The 24,582-nt window shown below is 44.0% G+C and carries 20 protein-coding genes; 8 read left to right on the plus strand and 12 right to left on the minus strand.

Annotation, left to right across the window (positions count from 1 at the left end):
• Positions 1–25: 25 nt before the first annotated feature.
• The 4 genes from SIO70_RS30920 to SIO70_RS30935 form a co-directional block, all read right to left on the minus strand.
• Positions 26–772: a DeoR/GlpR family DNA-binding transcription regulator gene (locus tag SIO70_RS30920; RefSeq protein WP_320577433.1), complete on the minus strand. Its 747-nt coding sequence runs from the start codon at positions 770–772 to the stop codon at positions 26–28.
• Between the two features lie 127 nt (positions 773–899).
• Entirely contained in the window at positions 900–2,084 is a 1,185-nt protein-coding gene (locus tag SIO70_RS30925; protein ID WP_320577434.1) for an anhydro-N-acetylmuramic acid kinase, read from the minus strand.
• Positions 2,074–2,883 carry an N-acetylmuramic acid 6-phosphate etherase gene (murQ, locus tag SIO70_RS30930; protein ID WP_320577435.1) on the minus strand — a complete coding sequence of 270 codons (810 nt, stop codon included), beginning with the start codon at positions 2,881–2,883 and terminating at the stop codon, positions 2,074–2,076. The genes SIO70_RS30925 and murQ overlap by 11 nt, the downstream gene beginning before the upstream one ends.
• 1 nt (position 2,884) lies before the next feature.
• The gene (locus tag SIO70_RS30935; RefSeq protein ID WP_320577436.1) at positions 2,885–4,342 is read right to left on the minus strand and encodes a sodium:solute symporter; all 1,458 of its coding nucleotides are present in this window, start codon (positions 4,340–4,342) and stop codon (positions 2,885–2,887) included.
• A gap of 148 nt (positions 4,343–4,490) precedes the next feature.
• Here SIO70_RS30935 and SIO70_RS30940 point away from each other — a divergent pair, with 148 nt between their 5' ends.
• The gene (locus tag SIO70_RS30940; protein WP_320577437.1) at positions 4,491–6,866 is read left to right on the plus strand and encodes a glycoside hydrolase family 9 protein; all 2,376 of its coding nucleotides are present in this window, start codon (positions 4,491–4,493) and stop codon (positions 6,864–6,866) included.
• 68 nt (positions 6,867–6,934) lie between these two features.
• Here the strand turns inward: SIO70_RS30940 and SIO70_RS30945 are convergent, their stop codons facing one another.
• Both SIO70_RS30945 and proB read right to left on the minus strand, forming a co-directional pair.
• The gene (locus SIO70_RS30945; protein WP_320577439.1) at positions 6,935–8,182 is read right to left on the minus strand and encodes a glutamate-5-semialdehyde dehydrogenase; all 1,248 of its coding nucleotides are present in this window, start codon (positions 8,180–8,182) and stop codon (positions 6,935–6,937) included.
• A gap of 21 nt (positions 8,183–8,203) precedes the next feature.
• Positions 8,204–9,238 (minus strand): glutamate 5-kinase, encoded by a 1,035-nt coding sequence (gene proB / locus SIO70_RS30950; protein ID WP_320577440.1) that lies wholly within the window; start codon positions 9,236–9,238, stop codon positions 8,204–8,206.
• 110 nt (positions 9,239–9,348) lie between these two features.
• Between proB and SIO70_RS30955 the strand changes: the two genes are divergently transcribed.
• On the plus strand, positions 9,349–11,028 hold the full coding sequence (locus SIO70_RS30955) for an SGNH/GDSL hydrolase family protein (RefSeq protein WP_320577441.1): 1,680 nt from the start codon (positions 9,349–9,351) through the stop codon (positions 11,026–11,028).
• A gap of 147 nt (positions 11,029–11,175) precedes the next feature.
• Complete coding sequence (locus SIO70_RS30960; protein WP_320577444.1) at positions 11,176–13,485, plus strand: GH92 family glycosyl hydrolase; 2,310 nt, start codon at positions 11,176–11,178, stop codon at positions 13,483–13,485.
• 59 nt (positions 13,486–13,544) lie between these two features.
• Here SIO70_RS30960 and SIO70_RS30965 read toward each other — a convergent pair whose 3' ends face one another.
• On the minus strand, positions 13,545–14,918 hold the full coding sequence (locus SIO70_RS30965) for an IS110 family transposase (RefSeq protein ID WP_320577013.1): 1,374 nt from the start codon (positions 14,916–14,918) through the stop codon (positions 13,545–13,547).
• A 424-nt stretch (positions 14,919–15,342) separates the two neighbouring features.
• On the opposite strand from SIO70_RS30965, the gene SIO70_RS30970 reads away from it, so the two are divergent.
• The 5 genes from SIO70_RS30970 (at position 15,343) to SIO70_RS30990 (ending at position 19,315) form a co-directional block, all read left to right on the plus strand.
• On the plus strand, positions 15,343–15,816 hold the full coding sequence (locus SIO70_RS30970; protein ID WP_320577447.1) for a hypothetical protein: 474 nt from the start codon (positions 15,343–15,345) through the stop codon (positions 15,814–15,816).
• A gap of 742 nt (positions 15,817–16,558) precedes the next feature.
• On the plus strand, positions 16,559–17,023 hold the full coding sequence (locus SIO70_RS30975) for a hypothetical protein (protein WP_083729816.1): 465 nt from the start codon (positions 16,559–16,561) through the stop codon (positions 17,021–17,023).
• A gap of 144 nt (positions 17,024–17,167) precedes the next feature.
• Positions 17,168–17,863: a hypothetical protein gene (locus SIO70_RS30980; protein WP_320577449.1), complete on the plus strand. Its 696-nt coding sequence runs from the start codon at positions 17,168–17,170 to the stop codon at positions 17,861–17,863.
• Positions 17,830–18,666, plus strand: a complete 837-nt coding sequence (locus SIO70_RS30985; RefSeq protein ID WP_072362625.1) for a sensor histidine kinase — start codon at positions 17,830–17,832, stop codon at positions 18,664–18,666. The genes SIO70_RS30980 and SIO70_RS30985 overlap by 34 nt, the downstream gene beginning before the upstream one ends.
• Positions 18,638–19,315 carry a response regulator transcription factor gene (locus SIO70_RS30990; protein WP_320577453.1) on the plus strand — a complete coding sequence of 226 codons (678 nt, stop codon included), beginning with the start codon at positions 18,638–18,640 and terminating at the stop codon, positions 19,313–19,315. The genes SIO70_RS30985 and SIO70_RS30990 overlap by 29 nt, the downstream gene beginning before the upstream one ends.
• A gap of 14 nt (positions 19,316–19,329) precedes the next feature.
• Here SIO70_RS30990 and SIO70_RS30995 read toward each other — a convergent pair whose 3' ends face one another.
• The 5 genes from SIO70_RS30995 to kduI are packed head-to-tail and all read right to left on the minus strand — an operon-like array spanning position 19,330 to position 24,433.
• Positions 19,330–20,568: a DUF2264 domain-containing protein gene (locus SIO70_RS30995; protein WP_320577455.1), complete on the minus strand. Its 1,239-nt coding sequence runs from the start codon at positions 20,566–20,568 to the stop codon at positions 19,330–19,332.
• Positions 20,565–21,713 carry a glycoside hydrolase family 88 protein gene (locus tag SIO70_RS31000; protein ID WP_320577457.1) on the minus strand — a complete coding sequence of 383 codons (1,149 nt, stop codon included), beginning with the start codon at positions 21,711–21,713 and terminating at the stop codon, positions 20,565–20,567. Before SIO70_RS31000 ends, SIO70_RS30995 begins: the two co-directional genes overlap by 4 nt.
• A gap of 25 nt (positions 21,714–21,738) precedes the next feature.
• Entirely contained in the window at positions 21,739–22,788 is a 1,050-nt protein-coding gene (locus SIO70_RS31005; RefSeq protein WP_320577459.1) for a LacI family DNA-binding transcriptional regulator, read from the minus strand.
• 20 nt (positions 22,789–22,808) lie between these two features.
• Positions 22,809–23,573 (minus strand): SDR family oxidoreductase, encoded by a 765-nt coding sequence (locus SIO70_RS31010; RefSeq protein WP_320582078.1) that lies wholly within the window; start codon positions 23,571–23,573, stop codon positions 22,809–22,811.
• A gap of 23 nt (positions 23,574–23,596) precedes the next feature.
• A complete protein-coding gene (gene kduI / locus SIO70_RS31015; protein ID WP_320577461.1) occupies positions 23,597–24,433 on the minus strand; it encodes a 5-dehydro-4-deoxy-D-glucuronate isomerase in 837 nt (278 codons plus the stop codon).
• Positions 24,434–24,582: the final 149 nt, after the last annotated feature.

The raw sequence follows: 24,582 nt of genomic DNA on the forward strand, positions 1-24,582 counted from the left end.
CGCCCCTGGTTTATTCACAAGTGTTTTATAATATCTGAATGCCTTTTTTCTTGTAAGGCTGTAGTTTTTTGGAATTCGGTGGCAGCTCTGTTATTAAAATATCTATCTCCTCTACATCACAGATCTTCAGTTGTTCGGCAGTATCCAGTTTTTCTGAAATGGATAATACGACTACCTTTTTAGAAGTGCTGATCATAGCGCGTTTTACCTGTACCACTTCCCAGTCATTGTCTGTAAGACCATCACTTGCATCCATGGCATTGTTTCCTAAAAAACAGAGATCTGCTTTGATCATCCTGATCTTTGAAATCGCCTCCCCTCCTACGGTGATCTTGGAACCTTTTGCCAGCTTATCACCTATCACGATAACTTCGATGTTAGGATGGTTGGCATATTCAAAAGCTGCCGGTAAACTTACTGTAATAAAGGTGGCCTGCAGGTCTTTTGGCAGCATACGCGCCAGTTCTGCAATAGTGGTACCACCCGTTGTTAATACAAACATGCCATCCTGTATAAGCTGTACTGCTTTTAATGCGATGGTCTTTTTATCTTCTACAGCATATACATCCTGCGAAGTGATACCAAGATGAAAAGAATTGGATAATGCGCCACCATGTACTTTGATGATTTTACCTTCCTGCGCCAGTTCAGCCAGGTCTCTGCGGATTGTATCTTCAGATACCTGGATCTGTTCACTCAGATGTGAAGACAGCACCTTATTATGTAAGTTCACCTGGTGAAGTATATAGGCGTGGCGTTCTTCTTTTAGCATCTTAGTTTGGTTGAAAATTTAATTGGTGCGATCCGGAGTTGAAATTCAGCAAAAAAACGCACAAATCCAAATATAAATCCGCATTTTTTTGCTGGTTCACGCCATTTTTTTTATAAATCTTGCCGGTTTATGCAGGAAATGAATATTTTCCCATGGTGATAGCCGGCATGCCGGGCTTTCCGAAGTTGATTCCTTCTCCCATGACAGCTTCATTTGCCAAGATAGCAAATAAAACAGCTTCTTTCGCATCGCCGGCTATTCCCAGTTCACTGGTGGTGTTTATTTTTAAGTGCGGCATGCGGGCTTTGATCAATCCGACTAATAATGGATTGTGTGCACCGCCGCCACTCATGTATACTGCGTAAGCTCTGTCTGCGTCCAATACACTCAGCAAAGCATCGGTAATGGTGTCTGCACTGAATTGGGTGAGGGTGGCCATGACATCGAATGGATTGACCCCGATGCCTTGTTCTGCCTTAAGTACATACTCTTTGCTGAATAATTCCGGGCCAGTGGTGCGGGGAAATCCTTCTTTAAAAAAGGAGTTTTCTTTTAATGCTGCCAGGAGTTTTTCATTCACTGTTCCCTGCTTTGCAAATTGTGCATCTTCATCATATTCTTTTTGGAAATAATGACGGGCAAATGCATCCAGCAAGGTATTGCCCGGTCCTGTATCTGTCACGAATACTTTGTTTGCATCCAGTGATCCCGGCAGGAATGTAAAGTTCGCAATCCCCCCCATGTTCAACATGATCCTGTCTTCTCCCTGTTTTGAGAATAAACAGTAATCACCGTACAAGGCGAGTGGCGCCCCCTCTCCTCCTGCTGCAATATGCTTCTGGCGAAAATCACTCAGGGTGATGATGCCGGTTTTTACTGCAATGTGATCCCCATCTCCGATCTGCAAAGTGGCATTTGGAAACGCTGCCTGCTGATGCAATATCTTAGGACTATGATACACTGTTTGCCCGTGTGATGCAATCAGATCGACTGCTGACGGATCTATATTCCATTTTTGTAAACAATCTAATATCCATACTGCATGGTGATTGGCAATCCATGGATTGAGCAGACAAAGCTGCTGAAAGGAAATGGTTTCCTTTGCAAAGATCTTGCGGATCTCGTCCTTCACTTCGATGGGATACGGTACTGTTTCAAATTGTTCCAGCACTACTTTTGTATCCATACCACTGCCACTGATCGCGCACAAAGCCACATCCAGTCCATCGAGCGATGTACCCGACATCAAACCGATAATACGTCGTACCGGCTTTTGTGTGATGGTAAAAAGTCGTTGTAAATTACTGTTCATGCATCCGGCTTTCAATGGCGGCTCTTACACTGCCATGCTCTTCGATCAGTTGTTTTGCTTTTTCTTCGTCTACTGCCAGTTCACTCATCACCATTCTGATGCCCCTGTCTATCAGTTTATGATTGCTCAGTTGCATATCTACCATCTTATTCCCTTTTACCCTGCCCAGTTGTATCATCACGGTGGTAGAGATCATATTCAACACCAGCTTTTGTGCAGTACCAGCTTTCATACGTGTACTTCCTGTCAGGAATTCCGCACCTACCGGTACTTCTATGGGATATTCCACTTCAGCTGCCAATGGGCTGTTCAGGTTACAGGTTATGCAGCCAGTCACAATACCTCTGGCACGCATTTGTTGTACCCCACCAATTACATAAGGTGTAGTACCCGAGGCAGCGATACCAATCACTACATCATTCTCATTGATGTGATAAGCATCCAGGTCTTTGGCTGCCTGTTCTTTATCGTCTTCTGCAAATTCTACTGCTTTGCGGATGGCAGTATCACTACCTGCTATCAACCCGATCACCAGATCAAAACCTACTCCAAATGTGGGTGGGCATTCTGATGCATCCAGTATGCCGAGACGCCCGCTGGTACCTGCGCCGATATAAAAAAGGCGACCGCCTTTTTTCATTCGTTCTACAGTAGCTGTCACCAGCTTCTCTATTTGTGGCAGCGACTTTGCGACTGCCTGTGGCACGGTGGCGTCCTCACTGTTAATACCTTCCAGAATGGCTTTTACGCTCATCTTTTCCAGGTTGTTAAAGCGGGAAGACATTTCAGTAGTAAGCATATTATAAAGGTGTTTTTTCTGAGGGTTTTGAGAAGATCCATAATCCGGCGAACATGAGGAGACCGTTTATCAGTAGTAGTTCCAATCCTATCTTAAACTCGCCCAGTATTTTTGATTGATATGTATCCAACAACAAACAAACCAATGGTGCTACAACTGCAATAACAGGTACGGCCTTGTCTCTAACGCGACGTTTTGTCAATATACCAAAGGAGAATAATCCCAATAATGGACCGTATGTATAGCTCGCTACTATGAGTATCACACCTATCATACTGGCACTGCTAATCCACTTGAAGACCAGTACGAATAGCAGGAAAATGAATGTAAATACCAGGTGCACGCGCTGCCTGGTTGACTTTCTTTGTTTTTCATCGAGTTCCGCATTTCTGTTGATACCCAGAATATCTATACAGTAAGAAGATGTCAATGCTGTGATTGCACCATCTGCACTTGGGAATAAGGCAGAGATCAATGCTACAATAAAGATGATGGACATGTAGGCAGGCATATGGTTCAATGCCAGTACAGGAAAGAGTTTATCGCCCTTTACATCTACATGCAGTTGCTCTGCATACAGGTATAATAAACCACCTAAGAAGAGGAACAACATTAACACCACCATCAGGATGAGGGATAAGGTCACTACATTCTTCTGTGCATCCTGTAGTCTTTTTACAGATATGTTTTTCTGCATCATTTCCTGATCCATACCTGTCATGGTGATGGTGATGAATGCACCACCCAGTATCTGTTTCAGGAAGAAGAGTTTACTATTCGGATCGCCGAAGAAGATGCGGGTCATGCCCTGCTGCGACATTCTGTGCAGGCTTTCTCCCATGCTGATATCCATGGTGTGCAGGATGTAAATGGTGCAGAGCACTAACCCCAGCAGCATACAGGTAGTTTGTAAGGTATCTGTATAAACAATGGTCTTGACCCCACCTTCAAAAGTGTAGAGTAAGATCATGACCAGGATTACCAGCGTAGTGACCCAAAAAGGAATACCAAACTGATTCATGATAGCTTCCTGCAGAATATTCACGACGAGATACAACCTTGCAGTAGCGCCAAGTGTTCTGGATAATATAAAGAAGGAAGCACCTGTTTTGTAAGAAGCGACGCCGAAACGGGTCTGCAAATAATTGTAAATAGAAGTGAGCTTCAACCTGTAATACAAAGGCAATAGGACAAAAGCAATGACCAGGTAACCTAACAGGTACCCGATGGTCACCTGAAAATAGGAAAAGGAATTCTTAGCGACATCCCCGGGTACACTCACAAAAGTGACACCGCTGAGGGAGGTACCAATCATCCCAAAGGCAACCAACATCCAATTACTGTTGCGGTTACCGATAAAAAAGGATTCGTTACTGGAATTACGGCCGGTGTACCAGGCTACTACCAATAAAATAATAAAATAGACTACGACAATTGAGAATAAAAGCACTGGTGACATAACCGATAATCAATTTTGGTAGATAAAACCGCATAAAAACGCATTCCCTCAAATAAACTTACAGAGAAAAACGCAAAAAAACTAAAATAATGTGCAAAAAGACGAATAAATTTACATTTATCCTGATTCCACAGACAAAGATAAGTGTATGAAAAAACTATCCATACTATTGCTGCTACTGTTTTTACATCTTTCGGTGACCGCGGACTGGATCCGTATTAATCAGCTCGGATACCGGCCTGCAGGGATGAAAGTAGCTGTTTGGTGCAGTAAGAGCCAAGATACATTAAAAAAATTTGAGGTAGTTGATGTGCTGACTAATAAAGTAGTGTACAGGCATGCTGCCGGAAAAGCTGCGGGGGCATACGGTCCGTTTGCTCAAACGTGCAGGTTGGATTTTTCTGCTTTGCAGCGGGCAGGACTATATTATATACAGACAGGTGCTACCCGGTCTCCGCAGTTTGAGATCAGTGAATCGGTGTATGGGGGTGCGGCAGCGTTTTGCCTGCGATATATGCGACAGCAAAGGAGTGGGTTTAATCCGTTTTTGAAAGATAGCTGTCATACCCATGATGGGTTTACGGTGTATGCACCCAAAGATACTTTTGTAAATGTATCCGGTGGTTGGCATGATGCTACTGATTATTTGCAATATGCCACTACTTCGGCAAATGCCACTTATCATTTATTAGCCGCCTGCAGAGACTTTCCGGGGGTATTTGGAGATACTGTACAGGCGAATGGATTGAGGGGCAAAAACGGGTTTTCTGATGCCATGGATGAGGCGAAATGGGGATTAGACTGGTTACTGAAAATGTATCCTGCTGATGACTGGCTATTTAACCAGATTGGAGATGACAGAGATCACCAGGGAATGCGCTTACCAGGGCAGGATACGAATTTTTATCAGCATGGGCTGCTCAGACCCGTATACTTTTGTTCCGGCCAGCCACAGGGATTGTTGAAATATAAAAACAGGGCTACCGGTGTTGCTTCTACGGCGGGTAAGTTTGCAAGTTGTTTTGCATTAGGATCACAATTGTTTGCTTCTTCTCTGTTGCGGGATAAGGCGATGGCGGCTTATCAGTTAGGTTTGAAATATCCGGGTGTGTGTCAGACTGCGCCTGGCCGGTCACCTTATTTCTATGAAGAAGATAACTATGCAGATGATATGGAACTGGCAGCAGCCATGTTGTCAAAGCCAGCGGAGGCTATGTCTTTTGCAAGACAGGAGCCGGTTACTCCCTGGTTAGGGCAGGATACGGCCCGACATTACCAATGGTATCCTTTTATCAATCCCGGGCATTATGAACTGGCCAAACAGTTGAAGGGTGCACAAAGAGATAGTTTAATTCAGTTCTATAAAGAGGGTATTGAACGTGTGTGGCGCAAAGCGAATCACAATGCTTTTTACCGTGCCATTCCTTTTATCTGGTGTAGTAATAATTTAACGACAGCATTCACTATTCAATGTTACTGGTACAGGCAACTGAGTGGGGATAATACTTATCTGCCACTGGAACAGGCTTGTTTTGACTGGTTATTTGGGTGTAATCCGTGGGGAACTTCTATGGTATATGGACTACCGGCGAATGGTGATACGCCTGCTGATCCACATTCTTCTTTTTCACATTTGAAACAATATCCGATTGATGGCGGTTTGGTTGATGGCCCTGTATATACCAGTATTTACAAGGGTTTGATAGGAATTCAATTACAGAACGAAGATGAGTATGCACCTTTTCAGAGTGACCTGGCTGTGTACCATGATGACTTTGGAGATTATAGTACGAATGAACCTACCATGGATGGAACAGCGGTGTTGATTTACTTATTGGCAGCGCAGGAAAGTGCACTGAAAGGCATTGTACGAACCGATACGACTAAAAAGGAAATTTCACTAGTGTTTACAGCTGACGAATTTGCAGATGGATTGCCAACTATTACACGTGTATTGCAACAGCAAAAAGTAAAGGCTTCGTTCTTTTTTACAGGCAGGTTTTATGAGCGGCATGATGTGCGTACATTGATTAAACAGGGACATTATTTAGGACCACATTCTGATCAGCATTTGTTGTATTGCGATTGGGGGAAGAGAGATAGTATGCTTGTAACGAAGACTGAATTCCGGAATGATATGTTGCAGTGTTTATCTAAGATGAAGTATGCGGGCGTTGATACTTCCGGAGTGAGATACTTTATTCCTCCTTATGAGTGGTGGAATAATACGATCGCTGAATGGTCTGCTGATATGGGGTTACAAGTAGTAAACTTTACGCCGGGTACAGGTAGCAATGCTGATTATACCTATCCGGAAATGGGCGCCTCATACAAAAGTAGTGAACGTATTCTTCAATCCATTACTCAGTTCAAAGGAGGACTGAATGGGGTGATCCTGCTTATTCATGCAGGCACTGATCCCCGGCGTAAAGATAAATTGTATGATCATCTTGGTGAGCTGATCACTTTATTGAAAAAGGAAGGCTATACTTTTAGAAAAATTAACGAATCAAGCTCCCTTTAAAATGAACGAACCTGGCATCATAAGATGAACGATGTGGTCATCTTAGCGAAACCTGCCATTGCAAATTTTTAACGAACCTGGCCGTCTCCCCTGACGAACCATTTTTCTGTCACCAGTTTTTCCAGTGCGAAAGGCCCACGGGCATGCAGTTTCTGCGTAGAGATACCTATTTCTGCGCCCAGTCCGAACACACCACCATCTGTAAAACGGGTACTGGCATTTACATACACCGCTGCTGCATCTACTTCATTCAGGAAACGCTCACTGATCGCTGCATCGTTTGATACGATGGCTTCAGAATGTTTGGAAGAATATTCCTGAATGTGTAGCAGGGCTTCGTCTGCACCATTTACTACTTTGACAGAGCACTTGAAGTCCAGGAACTCACGTCCGAAATCTTCCGGTGCTGCATGTTGTAAAAATGGATAGGATAAGCCTTTTAAGATGTTGTACGATGGCTCATCTGCAAAGATCTCTACATTATACTCCGCCAGTGATGGCGCTAATAATTGTAACAAACCTGTTGCCACCTGTTCATCTACCAGTACTGTATCCAGTGAATTACATACAGATGGACGGCTCACCTTTGCATTCGTTACGATCTTACTGGCTTTTTCCAGGTCAGCAGTTGCTTCTACATAGGTGTGGCATACACCTGCACCAGTTTCAATCACAGGTACCTTGCTATTTCCACGTACAAATTCAATCAGCTGTTGTGAGCCTCTTGGAATGATGATATCGATATATTTTACTGCAGTGAGCATTTCGTTTATCAGCGAGCGATCTACAGGTAGTAATTGTACAGTGTGCACATTTACTTTGAATTCCTTCAGTACATCCTGGATAATCTTTACCAGGATCGTATTCGTATGGAAAGCATCGGACCCACCTCTTAATACACATACATTACCCGAACGGATACAGAGGGCAGCTACATCGAGGGTCACGTTTGGTCTGGATTCATAAATTACGCCAACCACTCCTAATGGAACGGTACGTTTTTGCACATTTAACCCATTGGCCAATGTGCGCTCCAACACCAATTCATTTGCAGGATCGGGTAAGGCTGCTATTTCATTGAGGCTATCAGCGAGTTGCTGTATACGTGCTTCATTGAGCAATAAGCGATCTTTCTTCGGGTCTTCGTCAGACATCTTATCCAGATCCTTCTTATTCTCAGCTACAATCGTAGCGGCATGCGTGGTTATCTGCACTGCCAGACTGCGCAAGAGTTGTTGCTTCTGCTCATCGGCCAGTGACTTTATAGCGCTGGTAGCTGCTCTTGCATCTACCAACATTTGCTGTATCGATTCCATTTTGATTTCTTTTTCAATTGCCTACAACAGTACGATATCGTCTGCATGGGCAATCTCAAGGTCATGTAGTTTGTTATCTTCCGACAATAATTCGGAAGATACTTTTGCGCGTGCTACGGCAATTACATTGTGCTCTTCGTCTACTATTTCAAACACCTCACCTCCTTCAAACTTTTCCAGCACAGACAATACGCCTACTGCCAGCAGGCTACGTCTCTTTTGCAATGCCGTCAGTGCACCGGCATCAACCAGTACCCTGCCAGTTACCAGGCTACCGCTGGCCAGCCATTTCTTTCTGGCAGGCATGCTGCACTCCTGTGGTAAACATACGGTACCGGTGTTGCCACTAATAGCATTGAGGATACCGTCGGTCGTATGAATACCGAATATAACGACACCTATACCCATGCGGGTAGCGAGGCGGGCAAAGGTGAGTTTAGACACCATGCCACCGAGGCCTACTGATGATTTTTTTGTATCTGCCAGTGATAATATTGACTCGTTGATTTCCGGGATTTCCGGGACTACCTTTCCTTCTTTATCCAGCAATCCTCCTACAGAGGTACTGAATAACAGCAAAGAGGCACCAAAGCCTACGGCGATCAGGGTAGCCAGTTCATCGTTGTCAGAGAATTTCAATTCCAGGTCGCTTACTACGTCATTTTCGTTTGCCACCGGGATTACATTGCTGGCCCACAGCTCTTCGTACGTTTTTTTCAGTTGCAGGAACTGTTGCCTGTTACTGAAGTGACGGCGTTCGCAGAGACTTTGGGCAATGGCGATGTTGTACGGAGAGAAATAACGGGCATATTTGCTGAGGAGCAAGGGGTTACCGATGGCGGCTGCCGCTTTGCGCTCACTAATGGTGCCACTGTATCCATGCAGGAATTTTTTACCTGCAGCTACTGCTCCGGAAGAAACTAACACGATATTGTACTGCTCCTGTAATTCTGCCACCTGACGGGCTATTGAAGCTATGATCGTCTCATCCAGCTCCCCGCCAACCTGCGTGATGGAAGCTGATCCAAATTTGATTACGAGTATCGGTTTAGTCACTGTCCCAAAAAATTTGGTATCAAAATTATTGAAAATGCTGAGTATATTTTAAAAAAGTATTTTATTGCTATGTCTAGTTTCGGCCTGCGGCCGGCTAAAATGAGAAACCAATGAAAAACAGTCGAATTCCAAAGTTAGCCCTGCTGGCCATTATCAGCCTGATCTGTGGCAAAGCCCATGCTCAAAAGGATACCAGTTGGCACTGGTATACACCTGCTCAGATTGAAGGTCAGGCATTTTCGATGGCTACCAGATATGACAGGTTACCTGCCAAAGCAGCGCAAACCGTGCCACCCAAGGTCTGGAACTTATCGAGGATGAGTGCCGGACTATCAGTGCGATTTCGGACTTCAGCACCTGATATTGTAGTGAGGTATGTGGTGACAGGGAAACCGGATATGCCACATATGCCGGCGACAGGCGCCAGTGGTGTGGATTTGTATAGTATAGATCCGAATGGGGCATGGAAATGGAGTGCGGGTAAATATAATTTTGGAGATACGGTTACTTATCGGTTTTCAGGCATGAGCAGGGACGTGGGGGAATACCGGTTGTATCTGCCGCTTTATAATACCGTGAAGTGGCTGGAAATAGGGACTGTGGGCAGTGATAGTATTCATTTTTTGCCATTGAGACCCGACAAACCGATTGTTGTTTATGGTACTTCCATTGCACAGGGGGCTTGTGCCTCCCGGCCGGGATTAGCATGGACGAATCAATTGGATAGGATGATGGACAGACCGGTGATTAACCTTGGTTTTGCAGGAAATGGAAAACTGGATCCACCAGTGACGGAATTGTTAACTGAGATTGATGCGAAGGTATATGTGCTGGATTGTCTGCCGAATATTTCAGGTCTTTCTTATGAGGAAATTTTTGCAAAGGTATTGGCAGCAGTTGAACAAATCAGGAAAGTAAAGCCCAATACTCCTATTTTATTAGTAGAACATGGAAGGATCGGTGGAAATGATGCACTGGAAAATGCATATTATTCACTTCAGGAGAAAGGGGTCAAACAACTATATCTACTCCCTGTTGAACAACTGGGGCTAGGTATCGAAAGTACTGTAGATGGCACTCATCCCAATGATATTGGTATGCAACAATATGCTAATGGTTATGCCCAGATCCTTCGTCAGATCTTTCATGAACCAATTGGCAATATCAACATCACTATCCCCTGCCGCCAATACCGTGAGCTGATCCGGTATGACTGGGATCTACGCCACAATACCCTGCTGACTATGAACAAAAAGAACCCTCCCAGAGTTGTTATCATTGGTAATTCCATTACCCATTTCTGGGGTGGAGAACCTGCCGGCCCCATTGCCAGGGGCACAGACTCCTGGCCTTCAGGTGCCAGAAATATGGGTTTTGGATGGGACAGGGTAGAAAATGTGCTATGGAGAGTGTATCATGATGAACTGGATGGATTTGAAGCAAAGAAAATAGTCATTATGATAGGCACTAATAACCTGCAAATGAATACAGATGTGGAAATCATAGCAGGCTTACAACAACTGGTGATCGCAATCAAAGAAAGACAACCAATGGCAGATATCCTGCTGGCAGGCATACTCCCCCGCGTAAATATGGCAGATAGAGTAGCAAAAATTAATAAAGGTATCCAGCAAATGGCGGGTATGCAACAGGTGTCATTTATCAATCCCGGGCAGGTTTTGCTGAACGCTGATTTAAAACCGGATAGCACACTCTTTACCGATGGCCTGCACCCAAACAGCACAGGGTACAGCAAACTGGCGGATTATTTAAGGCGGTACCTGCAATAGATTTAAAATTCATTTAAACTTCCGATGAATTACCTGAACCAATATCTGCAATAGATTTAAAATTCATTTAAACTCTTTGACCCAACTATGACACGTGTTTTGAACCGTGCCTGTACTTTACAACGTTAAAAAAAATCATATTAACCAATGGGTGCACGTTTTGCTTTTCACCTTACAATGTTGACCGCTGTTACGCTCTTTGTTAAGGAATCTTCACAGGCACAGGACAAAGACCTGACACGTTATGTGAAACCAATCATCGGTACTGCTAAAATGGGACATGTGTATCCAGGGGCGACTGTGCCTTTCGGCATGGTGCAACTAAGCCCTGATACGGATACCATTCCTTACGAAATGAATGGAAAATATAACCCGGATGTGTATAAGTATTGCGCGGGTTATCAGTATTCAGACAAGACCATCTGTGGTTTTAGTCATACCCACTTCAGTGGTACTGGTCACTCAGACCTGGGCGACTTCCTTATAATGCCGACCACAGGTCAGCTACACCTGAACCCGGGTACAGCAGATCATCCGGAAACGGGTTACCGCAGTACTTTTTCTCATGACAATGAAACCGCTGCTGCTGATTATTACAAAGTAAAGCTGGATAAATACAACATCACAGCAGAACTCACAGCTACAAACAGGGTCGGTTTTCATCAATATACTTTTGCAGAAGCTACTGATCAGGCACATATTATTCTTGATCTGATGGCAGGTATTTATAACTACTCCAACAAAAACGTGTGGACTTTTGTAAGGGTGGAAAACGATACACTCATTACAGGTTACCGGCAGACGAATGGCTGGGCAAGGACAAGGATTGAATACTTCGCCATGTCTTTCTCCAAACCATTCTATCAGTATGGCCATCAGAATCAAACGAATGATGTGTACAGAGGTTTCTGGAGAAAGTTTGACACGAACCATAACTTCCCTGAAATGGCGGGAAGACAGATCCGCGCTTACTTTGATTTCAAAGTAGCTGCCGGCGAAAAGGTGAAGATCAAGTTTGCATTGTCACCTGTAAGCACAGAAGGTGCATTGAAGAACCTGAGAGAAGAAGCACCGGGATGGGATTTTGAGAAAGTGAAACAGGATGGTCAGGCATTGTGGAACAAAGAACTGCATAAGATCGATGCACAACTGCTGAATGATGATGAAATGGTGAATTTCTATACGGCTATGTACCATGCTTTCATAAGTCCTACCACATATATGGATGTAGATGGTAACTATCGTGGTTTAGACCAGAACATACATCAGGCGCAGAACTTCACCAACTATACGACTTTCTCTCTTTGGGATACGTATCGTGCATTGCATCCCCTTTTCAATATCATTCAGCCAAAACGCAATGCGGATATGGCACAGAGCATGCTGGCACATTTTGATCAGAGTGCACAACATATGTTGCCGGTATGGTCACATTATGCCAATGAGAACTGGTGTATGATCGGCTATCACAGTGTGTCAGTAATAGTAGATGCGGTGATGAAGGGCAATGCACCATTTGATGCGAACAAGGCACTGGATGCCTGTGTGACCACTGCGCGTCATCGTACATATGATGGTTTGGGTTACTATATAGATAATGGTTATGTGCCTGAAGATAAGAGTGGTGCTTCTGTATCCAAGACACTGGAATATGCTTATGACGACTGGTGTATAGCACAGCTGGCGAAGAAACTGCACAGGGATGATATTTATGCAGAGTTCATCAGGCGTTCTGAGAATTATAAGAATGTGTACGATCCTGCTTCAGGCTATATGCGCCCTCGCTTGAGTGATGGTAGTTTCAGGAAAGAGTTTGATCCATTGAAAACAGACAATCAGGGTTTCATAGAAGGGAATGCGTGGAATTACAGTCTGTATGTACCACAGTATCCTGCTGCTATGATCGCACTGCGTGGAGATAAGAAAGCGTTTTCCCGTCATCTGGATTCATTGTTTACGATGCATTTGCCAGATGAGTTCTTTGCAGAGACAGAGGATATTACCAGGGATGGTATAATTGGGAACTATGTGCATGGGAATGAGCCATCTCATCATGCGGCTTATTTGTATAACTGGACAGGTGAGCCATGGAAAACGCAGGAGCGGGTAAGGATGATCCTGAAGAAGATGTATAAGCCGGCTGCTGATGGTTTGGGTGGTAATGACGATTGTGGGCAGATGAGTGCGTGGTATATTTTTACATCCTTAGGATTTTATCCGGTTTGCCCGGGTTCTACTGAGTATATATTGGGTAGTCCTGCGGTGAAAAGTGCAGTGTTACAATTGGAAAATGGGAAGACATTTACAGTAGAGGCGCCGAATCAGAGCGAAACGAATGTGTATGTGCAGAAGGTGGTACTGAATGGGAAGCCTGTAGTGAGTAATTCAATTACCCATGAGGATATTATGAACGGTGGTAAGCTCGTGTTTTACATGGGAGCTAAGCCGAAGAAGTAGGCGTTAGCTACGGTGTAGCTTCGGTAGAGCTTCGTTACTACTATAGTACTTCCATATAACTAAGCGACATGTTTTTTTAGTGATTCCAGCTTTCTTTCCAAGTAAGCGATTTTGGCATTTTTCCGCTGTTCCTGATATTGTTGCAAATCTAAAGGATTGAACTCTACCTTATTTGTAACCATTTTATAGTAAATAGTTGCTATTTTATTGGCGGTTGCTACAATAGCATACTTGTTTCCTCCTTTCGCCTTCATCCGTCTAAAATAGTCTCCCAGCCAGTGATCACTTCGCTGAACACCGTTAGCTGCCATCCGGAATGCCTGGCTGGCGGAATTAGGCTTCTTTTTCATCAACTTACTGCTGATTATTTTTCCGCCCGATTTTTTAGTGTTGGGGCATAAATTCAACCAGGACACAAAATGTTTTTCGCTTTTCCATTTACTCAAGTCAGTTCCTGTTTCTGACAGTATTTCCAAGGCACAGATGTCACTCATTCCATAAATAGCCAGGACATCGACCCGAAGAATATTTTTCAAAAATGATCTGGTATTAAATATAGGAGCGTTTTTACTCCTCTTTTTTGCTTTGGACAGAATATCTTCTTTCTTTGTTTCTATCAAAGGGATCTCTCCTTCATTTTGTATAGCTGCATACCTCTGTAATTGTGCTTCTATTGCTTTCTCGCATGCTATAATTCGTTGCTGAAAGAATTTGTAACTGATATAATTCTCTTCCAATGTGAACAACTGCTCCGCGCGCCAGTTGCCTTCTAATGATTTTATTATAACTTCATGACTAGCTTTTATGCGATAATCAAGAAATGGCAAAAAATTCGCAGCATTTCTTTCTCCGGCAATGATAGCTTCGATGATGGCTGTACCAGACTTACCCACTATATCGCTGATCACTGTATGCAATTTAATATTCATCATCTCCAGTGCCTTTTGCATCCGCAATACAAACCGGCTACTTTCCTCGGTAAGGGTTCTCCTGTGACGAACCAATGTTCGCAATGTTTCCTGCTCATTTTCCGGCAAATAGCTGCTTTTTACTAATCCGCAACTATGCAGTTGTTGTAGCCATTCCGCGTCACTCTGATCCGTTTTTCTACCGGTGACATTGCGTACATGCTGTGCATTGACCAAATAAACATCAAATCCATACAGAATCAAATAGTTGAATAAAGGTTTCCAGTAAACCCCTGTGCTTTCCATCGCTATGGTATCTATGCCACATTTTTCCAACCAATCAACTATTTCCTTTAGATCACAACTCATCGTTCCAAAGACTCGAACAGACTGTTGATCTCGATCTTTGGGAACTGCCACTGCATGGATGGTATCCCCAATGTCAATTCCTGCGGCATTCGGATTAACTACAGGCATTGGTACAAAACCTGGATTTGCTACTTTTTTGGATGTTTTTTTTGGCATAGACTTTTTACTTTAAGAAGCAAAAGAGCTTTGCCTTCAAGCATAAATAAGTATAATCTTCCATACGGGGTCTAGCCCCAATTTGAAACCTAAAAAGCAAGAAGAACCAAACTATGAGATGAATTTTATATTCATTGGACTGTCAGGTCTTACTGCAAAGTCTTTTGCTTTTTAAATTTATATTATTCTTGAACATCAGTCGGTGGGCCGCCCCCAGTTATTTTGCGCGAAACATAAGCTGGTTATTCGTATACTATAAGGGCATCAAAAGGGCACTTCAATATCCCGGGGATATTGAAGTGCCCTTTTAGTGTCGAAGAAGTGACGAAGAAGCATCGAAGAAGCGTTGAAGGAATACCAGTGGTTTTATGGTGTGATCATGATAAAAGGATTTCGTAAATTTATGATAACTAACCCTACACATATGAAATCCGCCTCTCAACCAAACCAGTTCAGGTTTCACAACCTGGGTGTCGGCAACATCCAGTTAGGCCGAAAGCCTGGACATATTCCAGGTATGTTACCTTTTAACCTATACACGGGTAAACATCATTTTACTGTTGCTCCTCATGCCAGTCTTTACCATGTATTCAACAGGCCTATTAAGTGTACGATTGAGCAAAAGGACAATGGTATTGCCATGAGTCATCTTTTTGCTGGTGTGAATGAGAATGGGTTTATAAACAGGATCTTTATTTACCCGGATCAACCAGGGTTTCAACTGGCTGCCCGGCTGAGTCATTTATACGGCGAGCCTGCCGCTCAAAATAACTGGGTGACAGATAGTGATACGGAGATTACTTTGCAGACTTCCAATGCCTTGTTGCGAACGGTGATTGCATTTCGTTTTCTATACGATATGACTGCGTTGAAAGAGTATGAGGTACACGTGGTATAAAAAGAAAAGGCCTGCTAAAAAGCAGGCCAGTTATGGTACTTTGGGGGGGACAATACAATTTAGGGTTTTCAAAGGGTACAATATTTTAAATCAGCATTCAGGCTAATTGCCTTCTCAATATTATTAAAAATAAAGTTGACGTAGCACGTTTGATGGATGAATATGTTAGTTGCATTTATTATGTTTGAATTAACTGTTATAACATCGGAATAAACACGCAATGAGCAAAATGCCTGTCAGTCATGCCCGTACAAGTTTTTTGGTGGATAAATTGCTGATAAACAGTCTCAGTTTTACGATTTCGTGGGTATAAAAAACCGGCATTGAATCAACACGAAACGTACCTATGCGCATTCACAAACTGCGTGAATCACGGTCTTATGAATACCGTGAAATCACGGTATTCAAGATCTCCATTCCAAAGTGTAATCGTAATAGCCCTGATCTGACCGAAGGAGTATCCCAAAACCTGACAGTGTGCAGAAAAAAATAATCCTCACCGATAATTACCGGGGTACATGTACCGTTATTAACGCAGAAATTACTGCATCTTTACCGGAAAGTTGAGTAGAAAAGGGCGGTTTTTGCATTAGACAAAATTATATATGAACTGATTATACAGTAATTACGAATTTATACACATTGTAATGTTATGATTATTAATAACTTACAGTGATAACTGTATTTGTTTTAAATTAGTTTTATGTTGTCAATGAGATTTCAAAACCTAAAATAATATCTTATGTCAGCCGCTACAATTATGAAAGCCGGTCAGTTTGTAAACGATAAGCATGTAACCATGCTCAAAAATAATTACAGGGAGAATAGATGGAAAGCTAACTCTGAACGTCTGGGAAAATTGGATTCTCTGAGCGTTTGGTACAGCCTTGATGAACTCAAACATTATATCGAAACAGCTGAAGCTGCTGGTGCTGATGGAATTAGAGTCTATTTTGGTGTTTACCCTTCTTCTTTCCCTGAAAACATCCTGCTGGAAGACAGACAAACGATCGTTTTTGTCGCTACTCAGCAGAAAGTAAACGAATCCGGTAAAACTGAAAACAAAGATCTGTATGTTTCCACACCTAATGGTGCTGAGATCGTAGCTTTCAACTTTGGTTATCCATGTCCTCCGGCCTGTATTGGTCAAGCTGGTAACGAATTGAGGGGTGTTAAGATCGATGCAGCAATTGCCAGCAAGATCTGATTATACCACATCTATATATAGATATCAACTTATGCTGCCGGATTACTGATCCGGCAGTTTTTTTTGCCAGCCAAAAAATTTCACCCTGCTTTTGCTAACTTTCCACGACCAATAACAGTTAAAAAGCTATCGTATTTATTTCATATGTCCTGTGCACTACTGAACGTATTAACGTTATCACATTTTTCGCTTTATCAACAACCGGTAATTGTCATGACGATCCTGTTGTGCTTCATTGTTGCTTTATTGGCTAAACTGCAAAAGAGACCTCCCAGCTACCTGAACTCGTTTCTCATTTATATATCTGTCACTATATCGGTGGAAGTCATCACCTGGTGGTACAGCCTTCATAATATGAATAACCTAAAGTATTATAATGGCTATGCTATCCTGAATTTCCCATATTTGTTATACCTGCTTCGTTCCTTCCTGTCCACACCTAAGGTCATCAGGGCGCTGGGTTATACGATTGTTCTATTCCCCATATTTGGGATCGTTAATATGGCCTTTTTACAGGGTACGGGTACCTTTAATACGTATACATATATGCTGGGCTGCCTGCTGGTAGTGATCACCTGCATCTTTTATTTTTATGAACGTATCAAATTTCCGGGTCCTCACAGCCTGCTCCAGGACCCTACTTTCTGGACTGCTACCGGGCTGCTATTCTTTTACACATGCAGTCTTCCGCTGAACGGGATCCTGAATTTTATTTCCAATATGCCATGGATGGTGTTTACTACACTACATGTAACAAATATTATGATAAATATTATTCTATATTTATTCTTTAGTATTTCGTTTATATGCAATCTGATTTTCAGGAAATCTTCCCTGTAGTATTTACATCTATCTTCCTGCTTGTATTACTAGTAGGGTTCATTATCATTATGCTGATTCTGAATCAGAAAGGCCGCCTTGCGCAGGCCCAGGAGCTTCGATTGCTCAAGGAGCGCTATGAACAGGAACTACTCCGGTCACAACTGGAAATCCAGGAAAACGTGTTTGGACACCTTTCCCAGGAGATCCATGATAACATCGGTCAGTCCCTCACCTTCGTGGCCCTCTCCCTCCTGACTGTACCCGTGGAAAATAACAGCGAAGCGCATGAATACATAGAGGAAAGCCGAAAGGCGCTACAGAAGGCTATTACAGAGCTACGCGACCTGTCACGAAGCCTCCATACTGACAGAATTACGGAAGTCGGATTAGGACAAAGCATCAATTTCGAGCTGGAAAGACTAAGGCGGACCAATTTATACGAAACTTCCTTTAATTTTGCAGACATCCGGAACCTGCTTGACCACCAGACTGAGATTATCGTCTTTCGCATTGTACAGGAAATGCTGAACAACATTGTGAAGCATGCCAAAGCGACAAAAGTGGAAGTCAGGCTTTCACATAACACAGACTTTATTGACCTGGAAATTACTGATAACGGTATTGGTTTTGACCAGGAAGCCCTGTTTGCAGACTTAAACCAGCACAAGGGCCTTGGACTTAGAAACATCCGTAAAAGAGCCAGTCTTATTGGTGGAACCTTTCAGATCAACAGCGCTAAAAACAGCGGAACTGCTATCCGAATCACTATACCCGTAAACAAACAATCATTCCATGAGCATAACCAGGAAAGCGAAATATAGTGTTGCCATTGCTGATGACCATGTACTTGTCAGAAAAGCCCTTGGGCGATTAATTAACACTTTTGCGGATTACTTCATTCTCTTCGAAGCCAACAATGGGGAAGAAGTGATCAAAATCATCAATAACAGGGAACTGCAGCTGCCTGATATCCTCATTCTCGACGTGAATATGCCGGGTATGAACGGGTACGAAACTGCCACCTGGATCAATAACCATTTCCCTCAGATCAAGGTACTGGCACTGTCCATGCTGAACGATGAATCAGTGATCATCAAAATGCTGAAATCGGGTGCAAAGGGATACATTATGAAGAATGTAGAACCAGATGATCTGAAAGAAGCTTTTGATTCTATTATCAAAAAAGACTTCTACCTGCCTGATTATATCTCCGGCAAGGTGATCTCTGGCTTGCAGAAAGATGTATTGTCTCTCAGCGAAAAAATCGAACTCACACCCAAGGAAAAAACATTCCTGCAATACCTTTGTACGGAGTTGTCTTACAAAGAAATTGCACAAAAGATGTTCGTGAGCCCGCGCACTATCGACGACTACAAAAGCAGTCTTTGCGATAAACTGAAAGTAAAAACCAGAGTAGGTTTAGTGATCTTCGGCATTCGGTATGGCCTGATCGATATCAATACCGATTAATGATTGAATAACCATTATAAGGCATGATCCTTTAAGACCGGTTTCCCTTTCCAGACTTTTTGCGCTGTCCATTCTTCCGGAGCCCCGGTCCAGAAAGTATGCCCGGGAGGCAAACCCAATGCGAGAAATGCCACTGTACACAGGTAAGAGCTGCCAGTAGATGTATAGACATCTGCTATTTCCGGCTGATGGCCACAAAAGCCCAGCTGCATCCAACCCTTTTGATCAAAGGTATCCGGCGCTTCGAATATGCGCTTCTTAACCGCTGTCAATGCACACCTGACCTGCGCAGGAGAGAGCGATGCAGGTAACTGATCGTGGAGCGCCAGTTGTACGAGGGGTTGGAAACCCGCATTTCTGTAAGCCATAGACCGACCTACTACAGGAAATGTGCCTTCAGGAGAGATGAGTCTTTCCTGGATCACGGCATAACGTTGCATTCGTTCCAGTGCCTGGTCGTATTCTGATTGATTGGCTTTGCCTTTGGCCACCAGTACCTTTAGTATATCGACCAGCATGGGCTGAATCACAAAACCGTTGTAATAGTCAAAGTGAAAGTCAGTACCATCACCATACATGCCATCGCCTTTGTACCATTCCTGGTGTTTTTTGATAGCAAAGTCTACGCGCATCGCATCCCAGTCTTCGCCGAATTCAAGTAAGGCGGTTTCTATCATGGCAGCAAAGAGTAACCAGTTATTATAACCGGGCTTGATGCTACGGAGACTTTTGAATGCAGCTACGACCTGGCGTTTTACTTTGTCAGGCAGTGGCTCCCAGAGTTGTTTGGGGGCACGGATAAATCCATGCGCCAGAAAAGCGCCGTCTACCAAAGGCTGGCCATCGTACCTGCCTGTGAAGTTCATGTAGTCAGGGCCGGAAGGATCCACTGCCTGAGCGGTAGATACCTGTGCTAAATTGATCATATGGCCCCGAATTTTGCCTTCTTCCGTCTGGTCGGCGCCAAGTTCCAGCCAGGGAGCGATACCGGCCATAGTACGGCCAAAAGCTTCGAGATACGTCACCTTTTCCACAGGCTTGCTGTAGGCAGGTGCTACTTCCAAAGGCATTGTCTTTTTCAGCTGGCCTTTACTCAGGTTGTACAATACAGGTTCTGCGATGCGTACCAGCAGCGAGGCCCAGTATGCTCTGTCATTTGTGGGAGAAACGGATGAGGGTAACATATTGCCTGGTTTTACGGCGGTGGCCAATCCGGCTATGGGTACTGCCTGTATGAAACGCCGCCTGTTCATTTGCTATATTTTTTATAACGGAGTAATGCTTCTACAAAGTAATAATCTGCATAGGTCAGCGGTACATCTACTTCTGAATCTGCTGGCAGGTGACCTACGCTGTGTTTGAGTATAAAGTTATTATTGGCGCCTTCTTTGGCTAAGTATTCATCGCTGCAGAGTGTTTGTAAGATCTGTTCCGCCGTTTGCCAATAGGTCTGGTTCTTTGTATACTGACTCAGTTCCAGCAATGCGGCAGCCATCACTGCACCTGCAGATGCATCTCTTTTTGCATGGGGAATATCAGGCGCATCAAAATCCCAGTAAGGTATTTTATCTGCTGGCAGATGAGGGATGATATAGTTTGCAATTTGCTTAGCCTGTTCCAGATATGCACCATCTTTTGTTTCTCTGAACATCATGGTGTAACCATATAATCCCCATGCCTGACCACGTGCCCATGCAGAGCTGTCTGCAAATCCCTGTGCAGTATTTTTTGCTACGACTGCACCTGTTTCAGGGTCATATCCTATTACATGATAAGAGCTAAAATCGGGTCTGAAGTGGTTCCTCATGGTGGTGTTTGCATGGGTACGGGCGATGTGTGCAAAGGAAGTATCGCCTGTTTCTTTTGTGGCCCAGGTAAGCAATTCCAGGTTCATCATATTGTCGATAATAACAGGGAATTTCCATTTACCATGATCCCATGATTTGATGCAACCTACTACAGGATTGAAGCGCGTACAAAGGGTGCGGGCACTGGTGATGAGCACCTGTTTATCTTTTGGATCTTTTGTAAGGCGGTATGCATTGCCAAAGCTGCAATACATCATGAATCCAAGGTCATGTGTCGTCTTGTTATATTGTTCTTTTTCCACCTCAGTTGTACGTTTGCGTGCTTCCTGCCGGATGGTTTTATCTTTTGAATATTCATAGAGGTACCATAGTGTACCCGGGTAAAATCCGGATGTCCACCAGTCGGTGCCGGCGGTGACCAGTTTACCTGTTTTATTGTTGGTGGTGCGGGGGAGTAAACTATCCGGCACATGGGTCATCATTTGCTTGTATTGTTGAATAGCCAGCTTCAGTGCTTTGTCAACAGGCACCTGTGCACTTACAGGAATGACGAGCAGTACGCTGCCCAGGAGGAAGAGTAATTTTCTCATACGTGACTAACTTTCTTTTATAGTATTAACTCTTTTTTCGCTTCGTTACTTTTACTTCGGATGAAGCACGTTTGATTAACTGAATGGGTACCATCTCAGCTGCATGTTGCTGAGGGGTTTGTCTGGGTTGTTGCATCAGATCCAGTAATGCTGCAGCTACCCGTTCTCCCATCAGAGCGGGGAACTGGTCTACCGAAGTGATAGCCGGACTGATAATTTCTGCCCTCGGATCGTTGGAGTAGCCGACTACCTTCAGGTCTTCCGGCACTTTGACATTGATCTTCCTGCAATATTCCAGTATGGTAATGGCAGTGGTATCATTGGCAGCAAAGATGCCATCAGGATAAGGTTGTTTTGCAAAGATCTTTTCGCATGCCTGCCATGCATTGTCACGGGTTAACTCCTGGTAAAAAACCCTTGATTTTTTAAAAGGAATTTTGTGTTGCTGCAAGGCATGTTTGAACCCGGCTACTCTTTCTACATACAGGTTGCAGGTGAGTGGGCCGGAGATGTGGACGATATCTTTACAACCCTGTTCGATCAGGTGCTGGGTCACGGTCAATCCACCTAAATAATCATCACCTTTTACAACTGTGACATCGTAGTCCTTTGGTACCCTGTCGAAAAATACCAATGGTATATTGTTATCCTTGAAGATATCGAAGTGGGAGAAGTCAGTAGTAGTTAATGTAGTGGATACAGCCAGTGCATCTATTCTTGCTGAATACAGGGTATTGGTCAGGGCCACTTCCTGTTCGTAAGAATCGTTGGACTGACAGATGATCACATTATAACCATGCTCCTGTAGTTTGTTTTGAACAACGGTACTGATAGTAGCAGGGAAGAACATAGAGATACGCGGCACGAGTAAACCGATGGTTTTACTCCGGTTGTTGCGCAGGCCAGCAGCCATCGCATTTGGACGGTAGCCCAGTTTGCGGGCCATCTTCTTCACTTTTTCTTTTGTGCGTGCGCTGATATTGGGATGGTCATTCAATGCCCTGGACACAGTAGACACGGAGAATCCCAGTTCTTCCGCAATATCGACAATCGTTTTTTCTGTTCTTTTACTCATATATCAGTGTGTAGCCAATACTATCGCCCCATCCAACCTCCATCGACAGTCAGGATGGTACCATGTACATAGTCCGAAGCCGCGGAGGCAAGGAATACGGCTGGTCCCTGAAAGTCTTTAGGAGTGCCCCAACGGCCTGCGGGGATACGTGATAAGATGGCAGTACTGCGATCTTCATCTGCACGAAGGGCGGCGGTATTGTCTGTAGCGATATACCCTGGAGCAATAGCATTGACATGTACTCCTTTTCCTGCCCATTCATTGGCAAATGCTTTGACCAGTGATCCTACGGCGCCTTTGCTGGCAGCATATCCCGGCACATTGATGCCACCCTGGAAGGTGAGCAGCGATGCTGTAAAGATAATCTTTCCACGGCCCCGGGATAGCATCTGTTTACCAATTTCGCGTGTTAGTATAAATGGTGCATCGAGGTTGATGCCTAATACTTCATCCCAATATTCATCCGGATGTTCTGCTGCCGGAGCACGGAGGATGGTACCTGCATTGTTGACCAATATATCGATGACAGGAAAACGGCTGGTCACTTCTTTGATGAATGCATACAGGGCTTCACGGTTCCCCATATCGCAGGTGTAGCCATAGAATTTTTTGCCTGCTGCCTGCACGGTTTTTTCCACTTCACTACCTGTGGGTTCCTGCGAAGCAGATACACCTATTATATCTGCGCCTGCTTCTGCAAGGGCTACGGCTATACCTTTGCCAATACCTCGTTTGGCACCGGTTACCAATGCCACCTTGCCTGTGAGATCAAATGACCGCAGTATCATAATGAGTTATTTTTTTAAGGTTATCGTAAATCTGGTACTGCACATACATCCATGTCTCCATAGTCGAGGTTTTCACCAGCCATGCCCCAGATAAATGTATAGTTGCTGGTGCCGGCGCCGGAGTGAATAGACCAGGGTGGTGATATTACAGCCTGTTCGTTCTGCATCCAGATATGACGGGTTTCCTGTGGTTGCCCCCAGAAGTGACAAACGGATTGGCCATCGGGTACTTCGAAGTAGAAGTATACTTCCATGCGCCTGTCGTGTGTATGCGCAGGAATAGTATTCCAGATGCTGCCTGTTTTGAGTTCGGTCATACCCATCTGCAACTGGCAGGTAGGTAGTACGGAGGCGACGAGCAGTTTATTAATAGTACGGTGATTGGCGGTTTCGGGGCTGCCCAGGGTTACGATTTCCGCATCCTTCTTAGTGACCAGACGGGTTGGATATGTCTGATGAGCTGGCGTAGAGTTGATATAAAACTTAGCAGGTTGCTCACAGTCGTTGCTACTGAAGAGGATTTCCTGTTTGCCTTTGCCTATATATAACGCCTCTTTGAAGCCTACTTCGAATACTTCTCCATCTACCTGAACTTTGCCCGGAGCGCCTACATTGATAATGCCCAGTTCTCTGCGTTCCAGGAAGTAGGTAGCTTTCAGCTGATCCGGTGTTCCCAGTTTTACGGTTTTGTTCACAGGCATGATGCCTCCTGTGATAAAACGATCATAATGGCTATATACCAATACTGCATCGTCGGCAAAGAAGAGCTTTTCTATAAGCAGTTCTTTTCTGGTTTCGTCTGTCGTCCAGCGCAACACGGAGGCCGGGCTGGTGGCATATCTCGTTTCGGCAGTCATACGGCTGACAATTAGTTTTTAGAAATGATAATAAATAGCGGGAGATGCGTATCAGTGCATCTTTCATAACTGAATGGAAAGATAGTGCTTAATGCCCAGAAATGCAAACGTTTGCATAACAATGAAACTAATACTTTTTTATCATTAAC

Origin of the sequence: Chitinophaga sancti (genome assembly GCF_034087045.1) — a bacterium.
GTDB classification, from domain to species: Bacteria; Bacteroidota; Bacteroidia; order Chitinophagales; family Chitinophagaceae; genus Chitinophaga; species Chitinophaga sancti_B.

Coding starts and splice junctions, on each gene's coding strand:
- kduI (WP_320577461.1), bottom strand. CDS start 24,433: ATGACTGCCGAAACGAGATATGCCACCAGCCCGGCCTCCGTGTTGCGC.
- SIO70_RS30975 (WP_083729816.1), top strand. CDS start 16,559: ATGTCAGCCGCTACAATTATGAAAGCCGGTCAGTTTGTAAACGATAAG.
- SIO70_RS30935 (WP_320577436.1), bottom strand. CDS start 4,342: ATGTCACCAGTGCTTTTATTCTCAATTGTCGTAGTCTATTTTATTATT.
- SIO70_RS30990 (WP_320577453.1), top strand. CDS start 18,638: ATGAGCATAACCAGGAAAGCGAAATATAGTGTTGCCATTGCTGATGAC.
- SIO70_RS30980 (WP_320577449.1), top strand. CDS start 17,168: ATGTCCTGTGCACTACTGAACGTATTAACGTTATCACATTTTTCGCTT.
- SIO70_RS30925 (WP_320577434.1), bottom strand. CDS start 2,084: ATGAACAGTAATTTACAACGACTTTTTACCATCACACAAAAGCCGGTA.
- SIO70_RS30985 (WP_072362625.1), top strand. CDS start 17,830: ATGCAATCTGATTTTCAGGAAATCTTCCCTGTAGTATTTACATCTATC.
- murQ (WP_320577435.1), bottom strand. CDS start 2,883: ATGCTTACTACTGAAATGTCTTCCCGCTTTAACAACCTGGAAAAGATG.
- SIO70_RS30940 (WP_320577437.1), top strand. CDS start 4,491: ATGAAAAAACTATCCATACTATTGCTGCTACTGTTTTTACATCTTTCG.
- SIO70_RS31000 (WP_320577457.1), bottom strand. CDS start 21,713: ATGAGAAAATTACTCTTCCTCCTGGGCAGCGTACTGCTCGTCATTCCT.
- SIO70_RS30970 (WP_320577447.1), top strand. CDS start 15,343: ATGAAATCCGCCTCTCAACCAAACCAGTTCAGGTTTCACAACCTGGGT.
- SIO70_RS31005 (WP_320577459.1), bottom strand. CDS start 22,788: ATGAGTAAAAGAACAGAAAAAACGATTGTCGATATTGCGGAAGAACTG.
- SIO70_RS30960 (WP_320577444.1), top strand. CDS start 11,176: ATGGGTGCACGTTTTGCTTTTCACCTTACAATGTTGACCGCTGTTACG.
- SIO70_RS30995 (WP_320577455.1), bottom strand. CDS start 20,568: ATGAACAGGCGGCGTTTCATACAGGCAGTACCCATAGCCGGATTGGCC.
- SIO70_RS30920 (WP_320577433.1), bottom strand. CDS start 772: ATGCTAAAAGAAGAACGCCACGCCTATATACTTCACCAGGTGAACTTA.
- SIO70_RS30955 (WP_320577441.1), top strand. CDS start 9,349: ATGAAAAACAGTCGAATTCCAAAGTTAGCCCTGCTGGCCATTATCAGC.
- SIO70_RS30945 (WP_320577439.1), bottom strand. CDS start 8,182: ATGGAATCGATACAGCAAATGTTGGTAGATGCAAGAGCAGCTACCAGC.
- SIO70_RS30965 (WP_320577013.1), bottom strand. CDS start 14,918: ATGCCAAAAAAAACATCCAAAAAAGTAGCAAATCCAGGTTTTGTACCA.